The sequence below is a fragment of the Accumulibacter sp. genome (assembly GCF_023806625.1).
In the GTDB taxonomy this organism is placed as follows: Bacteria; Pseudomonadota; Gammaproteobacteria; order Burkholderiales; family Rhodocyclaceae; genus Accumulibacter.
Map to the genome: position 1 here is coordinate 1 of NZ_JAMTDX010000091.1, position 12,177 is coordinate 12,177.

The window sequence follows — 12,177 nt, forward strand, 5'->3', positions numbered from 1 at the left end:
AACCTGTATCTCACGCTTAGGAGGCGCGTGCACTGTCCATTGTGCTACGAGGAGCAAGCGCAGTATTGTAGCGGCTGGCACCGCCTTTGACCAACCAGCCGCGGGCTCGGGCGCCTCGGGATGGTCGGGCATTGGCGACCAGCGCCCGCGCCGTTCGCTCTGTCGCGCCGCCGCCTTCACCCGGGAGTGGTCTTCTTCATGCCGTACCTGACGCTTGCCGACGCTTCTCTGGCTTTCGGCCACGTGCCGCTGCTCGATCACGCCGATTTCCAGCTCGACGCCGGCGAGCGGGTCGCGCTGATCGGGCGCAATGGCACCGGCAAGTCGTCGCTGCTCGCCGCGCTGGCCGGTTGCGGCGGGCTCGACGATGGCCGGTTGTGGACCCAGCCGGCGCTGCGCGTCGGCTACGTCGCCCAGGAACCGCCTTTCGACGAAGAGCAGAGCGTCTTCGAGGCGGTCGTCGCCGGCATGGGCGAGGTCTCGGCGCTGCTCGGCGAGTACCATGCGGTTTCACACGCGCTCGGCGAACCCGGGTCGGATCAGACGAAGCTGCTCGAGCGGATGCACGCGCTGCAGACCGAGCTCGAGGCCAGACAGGCGTGGTCGTTCGAGGCGCAGGCCGAACGGGTGATCCAGCGCTTCTCGCTCGCTGCCGAGCGACGCGTCGGAACGCTCTCCGGCGGGCAGAAGAAACGCCTGGCGCTGGCCCGCGCACTGGCCGTCGCTCCCGAGCTGCTGCTCCTCGACGAGCCGACCAACCACCTCGACATCGCGGCGATCGAGTGGCTCGAGGACCTGCTCGTTTCCTCCGGGGTGACGCTGGTCTTCGTCACCCACGACCGGCGTTTTCTCGAACGCATCGCGACGCGGATCGTCGAACTCGACCGCGGGCGGCTTTCGTCGTTTCCGGGCAGCTTCGCCGATTACCAGAGGCGCAAGGAGGCGATGCTCAACGACGAAGCGCTGGCCAATGCGCGTTTCGACAAGTTCCTCGCCCAGGAGGAGGCGTGGATCAGACAGGGCGTCGAGGCGCGGCGTACGCGCAACGAAGGCCGCGTGCTGCGCCTCGAGCGCCTGCGCCGCGAGCGCGCGGCGAGACGCGAGCGGCTCGGCAAGGTCGACTTGTCGCTCGATGCTGGCGAGCGCAGCGGCAAGCTGGTCGCCGTTCTCGACCGGGTCGGCAAGTCCTTCGGCGACCATGTCGTCGTGCGCGACTTCTCGTGCCGCGTGCAGCGCGGTGACCGGATCGGGATCATCGGTCCGAACGGCGCCGGGAAGACGACGTTGCTGCGCCTGATCGTCGGCGACCTGGCGCCGGACAGCGGGCGGGTCAGCCTCGGCACGCGCGTCGAGGTGGCCTATTTCGATCAGTTCCGCAGCCAGCTCGACGAGCAGGCGACGCTGATCGAGACGATCTCCCCGGGTTCGGATTACGTGCAGATCGGCCGGCAGAGGAAGCACGTGATCGGCTACCTCGGCGACTTCCTGTTCGCTCCGCAGCGCGCGCGTTCGCTGGTCAGTTCGCTGTCCGGCGGCGAGCGCAATCGCCTGCTCCTCGCCCGGCTGTTCGCGCGTCCGGCGAACGTGCTGGTCCTCGACGAGCCGACCAACGACCTGGACATCGAGACGCTCGAACTGCTCGAGGAACTGCTCCAGGATTACCCGGGGACGCTGCTGCTGGTCAGCCATGACCGCGCATTCATCGACAACGTGGTCACCCAGACGATCGCTGCCGAAGGCGGTGGTGTCTGGCGCGAGTATGCCGGCGGGTATCAGGACTGGGCCGACCATCAGGCCGGGCGCCGTCGCGACGAGGCCCCGCCGCGGGGCGTCGAGGCTCGTCCGGCCGAGCCGCCGCGGGCAGGCCGGCAGCGGTCGGCCGCGTCGGGCCGGCGCTCGTGGAAGGAGGAGCAGGAACTCGCTGCCTTGCCCGGGCGAATCACCGCGCTCGAGGCCGAGCAGAAACTGCTCAACGAGCGCCTGGCTGATCCAGCGCTCTATCAGGCGCAGCCGCGCGAGGCCCAGGATCTCGCCGCGCGGCTCGCCGAGATCGACGACGAGCTGATCGCCCTGCTCGAACGCTGGGAAGCGCTGGAAGCGTGGTCCTGAGCAGCGACCGGCGAGGCTCGCCGGCCTGCGATTCTGGGTGATGCGTCCGGTCGCTTGCCGCGGCGGTCGTCGCCCGTGTGCGCCGGTTGCTCGCCGTCGCTCAGTTGCGTCCGGCCTTGCGCAGCGCTTCGCGGATCTGTGGCAGCGCGGCGAGCGCCGCTTTTTCGCCTTCGAGAATCGAGTCGTGGCGTGCCTGGAAGTCGGTCGACCCGACAGTCCCGACCTGCGGCCGGATGACCACGTCGGCCTCCTTCAGTTCGTACCTCGCCAGGCTCTGGCCCATGATCGTGAAGGTCTGCATGAGGATGTCGAAGGTGCTGCGTACCGGCTGGTTGCCGGGGTGCGCCGAGATGTCCACGGCGATCACCACGTCGCTGCCCATTTGCCGCGCCGCACGGACCGGGATCAGGCTCGACAGGCCGCCATCGACGTACTCGTGGCCGTTGATCCTGACCGGCTGGAAGACGCCCGGGACGGTCGCCGAAGCGCGTACGGCCATGCCCGTGTTGCCCGTTCGGAAAACGATGCTCTCCCCGCTGGCTAGGTCGGTGGCCACTGCGCCGAACGGCTTGCGGAGGCTTTCGAGCGGCTTCTGGCCGACCGCCTGGTTGACGAACTGCTGCAGCGACTCGCCCTTGAGGACGCCGCGGTCGGGCAGCGACCAGTCGCTGATCTTGGTCTCGTCGAGCTGATGGGCCAGTTTCTGGAGCTCGAAACCATTGTGGCCGGCGGCGTAGAGCGCCCCGACGACGGCTCCGGCGCTGGTCCCGGCGACGATCTCCGGGACGATACCCTGGCTTTCGAGCACCTTGATCACGCCGACGTGCGCGAAGCCGCGCGCTGCACCGCCGCCGAGCGCGAGGCCGAGCCTGGCCGGGCGGGCGTTGGTTGAGGCAGCCGGTTTCGGGGGGGGCGACGAGCAGGCGGTGAGCGTCAGGGCGGCGAGAGCGGCGACGAGGAATCGGCGTGGCATGGGTCAGTCTGTTCTCCGGATGAAGGGAGTCGCGGCTACGCACCCGGCGCCGATGCGGGCTGATGGTAGAGGCGACGACTGGAACGCAGCGAGGCCGGCAATGGTACGACTTTTGCCAGCGGGCTGCCACCGCTGCGAGCCTTTCGCAGCTCGGAATACGGTGGCGTGCATGCTCCCGCACAATGCTTTAGACTGCCCGCGAAACGCCGGGGAAGATCGGCGGCTGATTGTGATCGAACAAGAACATCGTTGGGGCATTGATCATGAGCGACAAATCGAAGTACCGGAAGGACCCGGAGGCGCTGGCTGAATCGGCGGTGCTCGTCGGGCGCGAGGACCGGCGCGCAGGGCTCGGCGTGGATGCGCTGAAGCGCGCGTTGCTCGACAAGCTGGTGTACGTACAGGCTCGTTTTCCGCAGGTGGCGACGCGGCACGACTGCTTCGTCGCCCTCGCGCAGGCCGTTCGCGACCGGCTGTTGCAGCGCTGGGTGCAGACCGCGCGCACCTATCGTGACCGGGGTAGCCGGACGGTCTGCTACCTTTCCGCCGAGTTCCTGATCGGCCCGCAACTCGGCAACAACCTGATCAATCTGAACATCTTCGACAACACGAGGCAGGCGATGGAGGAACTCGGGCTCGACCTCGAGATGCTCCTCGAGCAGGAAGAAGAGCCCGGGCTCGGCAACGGCGGGCTCGGCCGTCTCGCCGCCTGCTATCTCGACTCGCTGGCGACGCTCGAGATCCCGGCGATCGGCTACGGGATTCGCTACGAGTTCGGGATCTTCACGCAGGCGATTCGCGACGGCCGGCAGGTCGAGCTGACCGACAAGTGGCTACGTTCGGGCAGCCCGTGGCTGATCCACCGGCCGAGCATCGCCTTCGAGGTCAAGCTCGGCGGGCACACCGAACATCAGTACGAGGCGGCCGCCGGCCGCCGGCTGCGCGTGCAGTGGGTTCCGGCGAAGGTCGTCCGCGGCACGGCCTGGGACATGCCGATCCTCGGTTATGGCGTGAATACGCCGAACCGCCTGCGCCTGTGGAGTGCCGAGGCGCCCGATTCCTTCGACTTCGAGGCCTTCAACGCCGGCAACTACGATCAGGCGGTCGATGCCCAGATTCGCTCGGAGACCATCACCAAGGTGCTCTATCCGAACGACGAGACCGAGGCGGGACAGGAACTGCGCCTCGAACAGCAGTATTTCTTCGTCTCGTGCTCGCTGCAGGACATGATCCGGCTGCAGTTGCAGCGCGAGAACAATCTCGAGCACTTCGACGAGAAGTTCGTCGTCCAGCTCAACGACACGCATCCGTCGATCGCCGTGGCCGAGCTGATGCGCCTGCTGGTCGACGAATACGCAATGGGCTGGGACCAGGCCTGGGCGATCACCCGCCGGACCTTCGCGTACACCAACCACACGCTGTTGCCCGAGGCGCTCGAGAAATGGCGGCTCGACCTGTTCCGGCGCGTGCTGCCGCGCCACTACGAGATCATCTGCGAGATCAACGTCCGTTTCCTCGAACAGGTGCGCATCCGCTTCCCGTACGACGACGCGCGGTTGCGGCGGATGTCGCTGATCGACGAGGACGGGGCGCGCTACGTGCGCATGGCGCACCTCGCGGTGGTCGGCAGCTTCGCGGTGAACGGCGTTGCCGCGCTGCATACCGAGCTGCTCAAGAGCGATGTGCTCAAGGACTTCCACGAGCTGTGGCCCGAGAAGTTCAGCAACAAGACCAACGGAGTGACCCCGCGGCGCTTCGTCCTGTTGTCGAATCCGGCGATGTCGAGGCTGATCGACGAGGCGATCGGACCCGGCTGGGTCACCGACATGGGCCGGCTGCGCCAGCTCGAAGCCCATGCCGACGATCCGGCTTTCCAGGAAGCCTGGCGGCGCGTCAAGCGCGGCAACAAGGAACGTCTGGTCGTCGAGATCGCCCGCCACGCGCACATCGACGTCGATCCCGCTTCGATGTTCGACATCCAGGTCAAGCGGATCCACGAGTACAAGCGCCAGCATCTCAATCTGTTGCACGTCGTTTCGCTGTACAAGCGGCTCAAGGACGATCCGGGCCTCGATCTGTCGCCGCGGACGGTGGTCTTCGGCGGCAAGGCGGCGCCCGGCTACGAGATGGCCAAGATGATGATCCGCCTGATCAACGCCGTCGCCGACGTGATCGGCCGCGATCCGGCGATGGATGGCCGGCTGCGGGTCGTCTTCTACCCGAACTACAACGTCAAGAACGGGCAGGTGATCTTTCCGGCTGCGGACCTCTCGGAGCAGATCTCGCTCGCCGGCAAGGAGGCCTCGGGAACGGGCAACATGAAGTTCCAGATGAACGGGGCGCTGACCATCGGCACCCTCGACGGCGCGAATGTCGAGATCCGCGAGCAGGTTGGCGAGGAGAACTTCTTTCTTTTCGGGATGAACACCGCCGAGGTGGCCGATCTTCGCCAGCGGGGCTACGAACCGTACGCCTTCTACGAGGGCAACGCTCATCTGAAGGAAGTCATCGACCTGATCGGCTCGGGTTTCTTCACCCGCGGCGACCGGGATCTGTTCCGGCCCCTGCTCGACAACCTGCTCTACCGCGACGAGTATATGCTGCTCGCCGACTTCCAGTCGTACATCGACTGCCAGCAGAGGGTTTCCGACACGTACCGCGACGTTGACCGCTGGTCGAGGATGTCGATCCTCAACGTCGCCCGCTCGGGCTTCTTTTCTTCAGACCGGGCGATCCGCCAGTACTGCGAAGAGATCTGGAAGGTGCAGCCGGTACGCATCGAACTGCGCGACCTGTCGCGCGAGGATCTGGTCTTCAGGCGGGCGACCGCGGGCGCCGAGTGATCCTTGGGTAGAAGCGTCAGGGACCTCGTCTGGTCTGCCGACGCCGGTTCTCGCTCGGCCGGAGGTCGCGGCCTGCCGGTCCGGGTCGCGTTGCCGTAACCGTCTCCTGGCTGCTGGTGGGAGAGCCGGACAGATCTTCCACCAGCGGAGGAGGCCTTACCAGCGCCGAATCTTGATGATGTGCGCCATCTTGGTGTCCGGAGCCAGCTCGATGTAGGCCGTCGGGCCTTTCCAGCGGTAGCGTTCGCCGGAGAGTAGGTCGTGCGCCTGGTATTGCTCGTCGGCGTCTATTCCGAAGCTGGCCAGCGGCACGTGCAGCGTGGCGATCTGCTTGTGGAACGGATCGAGGTTGACCACGCAGACGACGATGTCCGACCTGTCCTCGGTCATCTTGGCGTAGGCCAGCATGTTCGGGTTGTCGATGGCCAGGAAGAGCACGTTGTTGTAGGTCTGCAGCGCCGGGCATTCGCTGCGGATGCGGTTGATCCGGGTGATGATGTCGACGATGTTGCCGGGGGCGTTCCAGTCGCGGACGCGGACCTCGTACTTCTCCGAATCGAGGTACTCTTCCTTGCCGGGGATCGCTTCGTTCTCGCAAAGCTCATAGCCGCTGTAGATGCCGTACACGCCGGACAACGTCGCGGCGAGGACGGCACGCATGATGAACGCGGGGCGGCCACCGAACTGGAGGATCGGCGGCAGGATGTCCGGGGTGTTGGCGAAGAAGTTGCCCGTGAAGTACTCCTTCATCGGTCCGCTGGTCAGCTCGCTGACATATTCTGTCAGCTCGTGCTTGTGGTTGCGCCAGGTGAAGTAGGTGTAGGACTGGGCAAAGCCGACCTTGGCGAGCAGGCGCATCATCTTCGGCTTGGTGAAGGCTTCGGCGAGGAAGATGACTTCCGGATTGACCCGATGGACTTCGCCGATCACCCATTCCCAGAACGGGACCGGCTTGGTGTGCGGGTTGTCGACGCGGAAGGTGGTGACCCCCTTGTCGACCCAGAACAGGAAGATCTTGAGCATCTCCCGCCACAGGCCAGCGCGGTCGCTGGTCCCGAAGTTCAGCGGGTAGACGTCCTGATACTTCTTGGGCGGGTTCTCGGCATACTTGATCGTTCCGTCGGGACGGTGGAAGAACCAGTCGGGGTGCTCGGTGACGTAGGGGTGGTCGGGCGAGCAGTTCATCACGTAGTCGAGCGCGATCTCGATACCGAGTTCGCGACAGGTGGCGACGAACTGATCCCAGTCTTCCCAGCTGCCGAGCTGCGGCTCGAGGGCCATGTGGCCACCGTGCTCGTTGCCGATCGCCCAGGGGCTGCCGACGTCGCCGGGGACGGCGACGAGGCTGTTGTTCTTGCCCTTGCGGAAGCTGTGGCCGATCGGGTGGATCGGCGGCAGGTAGATGACGTCGAAGCCCATCGCGCGGATCGCAGGCAGGCGCCGGATGCTGTCCTGGAGCGTGCCGTGGCGGTACGGCATCGTTCCCTGCGACCGCGGGAAGAACTCGTACCACGCGGCGAAACGCGTGATCGGCCGGTTGACCATGATCTGCAGCGGCGGTGAGAGCTGGTAGCCTTCGCTACGGTCGGGGTGACTGGCCATCAGTCCGCGCATCACGACGCCGGTTCCGAGGTCTACGGCTCCCTGCTGCTCGCCGGCGTCGAGCGCCGTCGCGATCGCCGCGATCAGCGCGTCCATCCGGCTGCGTTCGTCACCGCTGGCCAGAGTCGCCGATTTCCTGAGGATTGCCAGTCCTTCGATCAGTTCGCTCGACAGGTTGGCTCCCGGGACGTTCTTCTTGCCGATCTCGTCGACCCACGAGAGATAGCGCTCGGCGTAGGCCTCGATCGTGTACTCCCAGCGGCCGACCGAGGTGACGGCGAAGTCGCCGTACCAGCGGTCGTTGTCGCCGAGGGTCATCGGGCTTTCCTGCCAGACCTTCTCGCCGACCGGGCGCAGCTTGAGCACGGCGGCCAGCTTGTCGTGGCCTTCCTTGTAGATGTCGGCGCTGACCGCGACGCCTTCACCGACGACACGCTTGATCGGGTAGCGGCCGCCATCCACTTGCGGCTCGACCGCCTCGATGATTACACGGGGATAGTCTTTGGGCACCATGCTGTTGCTCCTGAGTGTTTCTTGATCGACGACGTCGGTAAGGAGGCTGGGCGCGGAAGGCATCGCCTGCGTCGGTCCGGCGGACTTCGGCGATGCGCGCACGCCAGGGCCGCCCGTTTCCGAGCGGCTGAAATTCGAGGAGGGCGGCTGCATTGGTCAGTGGGAACGCGAAAGATCGACACGGCCGCTTGACCGCGCGGCAGGGCCGTCCACAGACTCCTCGAGGCCGTGACGCTTGCCGCCCGCGGCTTGATGGGCAGCGCTCACTTGATCAGCGAATCGTACAGTCTCCTGGTCTGCTCGGCGATGCTCGGCCAGCTGAAAACCTCGCGGGCGCGCTTCTGCCCGGCAGCGGCCATCGACTCGGCGAGTCCGGGGTCGTCGAGGATTTTGTTGATCGCCGCCGCCAGGTCGCGCGAAAAGACATCGGGATCGACCGGCTCGAACGGCGCGACGTGCAGCTGCTCGAGCGGTACGAGGAAGCCGGTGACCCCGTCGATGACGACTTCCTTGATTCCGCCGACGGCGCTGGCGACGACCGCCGTGCGGCAGGCCATCGCCTCGAGGTTGATGATTCCGAAAGGCTCGTAGATCGATGGGCAGCAGAAGACCGTCGCGTGCGAGTACAGCTCGATCGCCTCTTCCTTGCTGACCATTTCGCGGATCCAGACGACGTTGTCGAATCCTTCATGGCGAACGTGCTTGACCGCCGTCTCCATCTCGACGAGGATTTCCCGCGTGTCCGGCGCGCCGGCACAGAGGACGACCTGCGCGTCCCGGTTGATGTATCTGATCGCGTTGACCAGGTGGACGATCCCTTTTTGGCGGGTGATCCGGCCAACGAAGAGGACGTAGGGCCTGGCCGGGTCGACGCCGTATTTCTCGAGAGCTGCCGTTTCCTCGGTGGGCTGGTACTGGTCGACGTTGATGCCGTTGTAGATCACGCTGATCTTGGCCGGGTCGATGTCGAAATGGTCGAGGATGTCCTGCCGCGTTCCCTCGGATACGGCGATGACGGCGTCGGCCATTTCGAGTGAGGTTCGCTCGATCCACGACGACATGTCGTAGCCGCAGCCGAGTTGTTCGCGTTTCCAGGGGCGCAGCGGCTCGAGCGAGTGCACCGTGTGCACGAGCGGGATGCCGTAGAGGATCTTGGCCAGAATGCCGCCGAGGTGCGCGTACCAGGTGTGGACATGGACGATGTCGGCGTCGACCTGTTCGCTGAGTGTCTCGAGATTCGTTTCGAAGGTGTCGAGCGCGCCGCTGAGCTTCTTGTCGACATGAGCGAAGCTGCCTTTCCCGAAAGGATAGCCTTTGACTCTCACCCCGTCGCTGACGGTGTCCTGGTCGCCAAACGAGCGCACTTCGACATGCATCAGTCTGGCCAACTCGGCGGAGAGATACTCGACGTGCACCCCTGCTCCTCCATAGACGTAGGGAGGGTATTCTCTCGTCAATAGCAGCACTTTCATCGCGGTTCTTTCAAGGCGGTGGTGGTCGGGTGGGCGCGCTACTGCGCAGCGCGGGGAGTCCCTGTCATTGTATCGGGAAAGGGTCCGGCCGGCCATCCCGGCGACCGCTGGTCTGGCGTGACGGAGAGCTCCGCCTGCTGTCGCGGCGACTCGATGGCCGGTCGGCTTCTTCGTCGCGAGTGCTTCCGGGCCGTCGCCCCGGCGCCCTCGAGGCGCAGATTACCGTCGCCGCGGCGCAGCCGTGCCGGGACGCGTAGAATATTGCGCATGAAGCTGCTGGCCATCGAGACATCGACCGAGCGGGGTTCCGTTGCGCTCTGGTGCGACGGGGATCTGATCCGCCGCGAATGCCCGCTGGCCCTCGCTCACTCGGCGACGCTGCTGCCGCTGGTCGGAGAAGCGGTCGCTGAAGCGGGACTTGCCTTTGCCGACCTGCAGGGAATCGCCTACGGGGCCGGCCCCGGTTCCTTCACCGGTCTGCGGATCGCCTGCGGTGTGGCTCAGGGCCTGGCCGTCGCACACGACCTGCCGGTACTTCCGGTCGGCACACTCGAGGCGATGGCTCTGGCCAGTGGCGGCGAGCGGGTGATCGTCGTCCTCGACGCGCGGATGGGCGAGGTTTATCACAGCCGCTTTGCCGCGGGTTCACCGCTGATTCCGCTGGCGGTCTGCGACCCTGCGGAACTGCCGCTCCCCGATTCACCGGACTGGCTGGCCTGCGGCAATGCCCTCGCGCTCCATCCTCTGCTTCAGCAGCGGCTCGCGGGAGTCGTCCGGGAGTGGTTGCCCGGGTTGATGCCCGACGCTGGTGCGGTCGCGCGCATTGGTGCTGCGCGGCTGGCGCGCGGCGAGGGCATCGACGCGGCTCAGGCGGTCCCATTCTACGTGCGCGACAAGGTCGCGCTGACCGTCGCCGAGCGCGTCGCGCGCGGGGGCAGGCCTTGAGCGCGATACCCCGGCCGAAGCTCGAAATGGAGCCGGTGAGCTACGGCGACGTCGATGCGATGCTCGAGATCGAGGAGCGCGTGTTCCCGTTTCCCTGGACGCGGGGAAACTTCGTCGACTCGCTTGCTTCGGGCTACAGCGCGTGGGGTTGCCGTCTGGCTGGCCAGTTGGTCGGCTATTTCGTGCTGATGACCGCCCTTGACGAGTCCCACCTGCTCAATCTGAGCGTTGCCCAGGCGCATCAGGGGGTCGGGGTCGGCGCCAGCCTCCTGGGCCAGTCGATGTTCGTCGCGCGCCGTTCCGGGGCGACCAGCCTGCTGCTCGAAGTGCGGCCGTCGAACACGCGGGCGCTGGCGCTCTACGAGTATTTCGGCTTCGCGACGATCGGTGTGCGGCGTGGCTATTATCCTGCAGCCAGTGGCCGGGAGGACGCGCTGGTCATGCGCAAGCTGCTGGCCGCTCGGCTCGCATGAGCGAAGCGAAGTTGCGCGTTGGACCGCTGACCCGGGCGCAGATGTTGCGCGAGATCGGCCTGACGACTCTCTGGCAACTGCGCCAGCGGCCGCCCGGGGAGGCGGTGGAAGCGGCGCCGGAGCAGGGCAGTCCGATCGAGGACGAGACGGCTCCGGATGCGCAGGCGCCCGTGGCAAAGGTCTGCGCGCCGGACGAGCGGGCGGCGGCGATCGCCGCGATGGACTGGGAGCAGTTGCGCGAGAGCGTCGCCGGATGTCGCGCCTGTGTTCTCTGCGAGCGCCGGCGACAGGCGGTGCTCGGTGTCGGTGACCTCGACGCCGACTGGCTGTTCGTCGGCGAAGGACCGGGCGAAGACGAAGACAGGCGCGGCGAGCCTTTCGTAGGCACTGCCGGCCGCCTGCTCGACGCAATGCTCCGGGCGATCGACCTGCGGCGCGGCGAAGACGTGTACATCGCCAACGCGGTGAAGTGCCGCCCGCCGGGCAATCGTACGCCCGACGCTTCGGAGATCGACGCCTGCCTGCCTTACCTCAGGCGGCAGATCGCCCTGCTGCAGCCGCGGCTGATCGTTCTGCTCGGACGCGCAGCGGTGCGCGCCGTTCTCGGCAACGACGGCTCACTGGCCAGCCTGCGTGGCCGCTCGTTTGGCTATTGCGCGGCCGACGGCAGCGAGCCGCCGATTCCCGTGCTGGTCACCTATCATCCGGCTTACCTGTTGCGCACCTTGCCCGACAAGGCGAAGGCGTGGGAGGACTTGTGCCGCGCGCGCGCCCTGATGCGTGCGGTCAGAGACCAGGCGCAGCGGGGCGACGGGACACCCGAAGCCGGCTGATCGGCCGTGACCTCGGCCAGTGCGCTGCCGCCGCGGGCAGGTGCTTCGAACCAGCCGCTGCTCAGCCGTGGGCTCGGGTGATGACGCCTGCTCGGGCAGGCTCGGGGCAGGACCGTCGTGGCCCTGCAGGGACTGCCGGCTTTGCGGCAGGTCGTCTACTCGTCTACGTCTCCGCGTAGCGCACGCGCTGGCGAGGCTTGCTCGGCTGGGTCAGATGGCCGAGCGGCAGCGCCGGCGTGTGTTTGACGGTCTTCAGGCCGACGCTCGTCCTGATCCGCGCCACGCCGGGCAGGCGGAGTACCTGCTGCATCAGCAGTTCGGAGAGTGCCGGCAGATCGGGGGCGACCAGCCGGATCAGGTAGTCCGCGTCGCCGCTGACCGAGAAGCAGTCGGTCACCTCGGACATCTCGGACA

The 12,177-nt window shown here is 66.5% G+C and carries 9 protein-coding genes; 5 read left to right on the forward strand and 4 right to left on the reverse strand.

Going from position 1 to position 12,177, the window contains the following annotated elements; all coding sequences use genetic code 11:
• Window positions 1-198 precede the first annotated feature (198 nt).
• Window positions 199-2,109, forward strand: a complete 1,911-nt coding sequence (locus tag NFW05_RS14405) for an ATP-binding cassette domain-containing protein (protein WP_295308289.1) — start codon at window positions 199-201, stop codon at window positions 2,107-2,109.
• 100 nt (window positions 2,110-2,209) lie between these two features.
• Here NFW05_RS14405 and NFW05_RS14410 read toward each other — a convergent pair whose 3' ends face one another.
• Window positions 2,210-3,082, reverse strand: coding sequence for a patatin-like phospholipase family protein (locus NFW05_RS14410; protein WP_295308292.1), 873 nt, complete (start codon window positions 3,080-3,082; stop codon window positions 2,210-2,212).
• Window positions 3,083-3,345: 263 nt separating this feature from the next.
• Between NFW05_RS14410 and NFW05_RS14415 the strand changes: the two genes are divergently transcribed.
• Window positions 3,346-5,925, forward strand: a complete 2,580-nt coding sequence (locus NFW05_RS14415; RefSeq protein ID WP_295308295.1) for a glycogen/starch/alpha-glucan phosphorylase — start codon at window positions 3,346-3,348, stop codon at window positions 5,923-5,925.
• Window positions 5,926-6,081: 156 nt separating this feature from the next.
• Here the strand turns inward: NFW05_RS14415 and NFW05_RS14420 are convergent, their stop codons facing one another.
• Both NFW05_RS14420 and glgA read right to left on the reverse strand, forming a co-directional pair.
• Window positions 6,082-8,040: an alpha-1,4-glucan--maltose-1-phosphate maltosyltransferase gene (locus NFW05_RS14420; protein ID WP_295308298.1), complete on the reverse strand. Its 1,959-nt coding sequence runs from the start codon at window positions 8,038-8,040 to the stop codon at window positions 6,082-6,084.
• 263 nt (window positions 8,041-8,303) lie between these two features.
• Window positions 8,304-9,512, reverse strand: a complete 1,209-nt coding sequence (glgA, locus tag NFW05_RS14425; protein WP_295308301.1) for a glycogen synthase — start codon at window positions 9,510-9,512, stop codon at window positions 8,304-8,306.
• A gap of 267 nt (window positions 9,513-9,779) precedes the next feature.
• Here glgA and tsaB point away from each other — a divergent pair, with 267 nt between their 5' ends.
• From tsaB to NFW05_RS14440, 3 genes are read left to right on the forward strand one after another with little or no spacing between them, the layout of a single operon-like run.
• Window positions 9,780-10,457 carry a tRNA (adenosine(37)-N6)-threonylcarbamoyltransferase complex dimerization subunit type 1 TsaB gene (gene tsaB / locus NFW05_RS14430; protein WP_295308304.1) on the forward strand — a complete coding sequence of 226 codons (678 nt, stop codon included), beginning with the start codon at window positions 9,780-9,782 and terminating at the stop codon, window positions 10,455-10,457.
• Window positions 10,454-10,930: a ribosomal protein S18-alanine N-acetyltransferase gene (gene rimI, locus NFW05_RS14435; protein ID WP_295308307.1), complete on the forward strand. Its 477-nt coding sequence runs from the start codon at window positions 10,454-10,456 to the stop codon at window positions 10,928-10,930. Before tsaB ends, rimI begins: the two co-directional genes overlap by 4 nt.
• On the forward strand, window positions 10,927-11,763 hold the full coding sequence (locus tag NFW05_RS14440; protein ID WP_295308310.1) for a uracil-DNA glycosylase: 837 nt from the start codon (window positions 10,927-10,929) through the stop codon (window positions 11,761-11,763). Before rimI ends, NFW05_RS14440 begins: the two co-directional genes overlap by 4 nt.
• A gap of 163 nt (window positions 11,764-11,926) precedes the next feature.
• Here the strand turns inward: NFW05_RS14440 and NFW05_RS14445 are convergent.
• Window positions 11,927-12,177, reverse strand: a 251-nt coding sequence (locus NFW05_RS14445; protein WP_295308313.1) for an Lrp/AsnC ligand binding domain-containing protein, incomplete at its 5' end; no start/stop codon positions are given.

What these genes read in the sequence shown, in the direction of transcription:
- NFW05_RS14405 (WP_295308289.1), top strand. Translation starts at nt 199, where the DNA reads ATGCCGTACCTGACGCTTGCCGACGCTTCTCTGGCTTTCGGCCACGTG.
- NFW05_RS14410 (WP_295308292.1), bottom strand. Translation starts at nt 3,082, where the DNA reads ATGCCACGCCGATTCCTCGTCGCCGCTCTCGCCGCCCTGACGCTCACC.
- NFW05_RS14415 (WP_295308295.1), top strand. Translation starts at nt 3,346, where the DNA reads ATGAGCGACAAATCGAAGTACCGGAAGGACCCGGAGGCGCTGGCTGAA.
- NFW05_RS14420 (WP_295308298.1), bottom strand. Translation starts at nt 8,040, where the DNA reads ATGGTGCCCAAAGACTATCCCCGTGTAATCATCGAGGCGGTCGAGCCG.
- glgA (WP_295308301.1), bottom strand. Translation starts at nt 9,512, where the DNA reads ATGAAAGTGCTGCTATTGACGAGAGAATACCCTCCCTACGTCTATGGA.
- tsaB (WP_295308304.1), top strand. Translation starts at nt 9,780, where the DNA reads ATGAAGCTGCTGGCCATCGAGACATCGACCGAGCGGGGTTCCGTTGCG.
- NFW05_RS14440 (WP_295308310.1), top strand. Translation starts at nt 10,927, where the DNA reads ATGAGCGAAGCGAAGTTGCGCGTTGGACCGCTGACCCGGGCGCAGATG.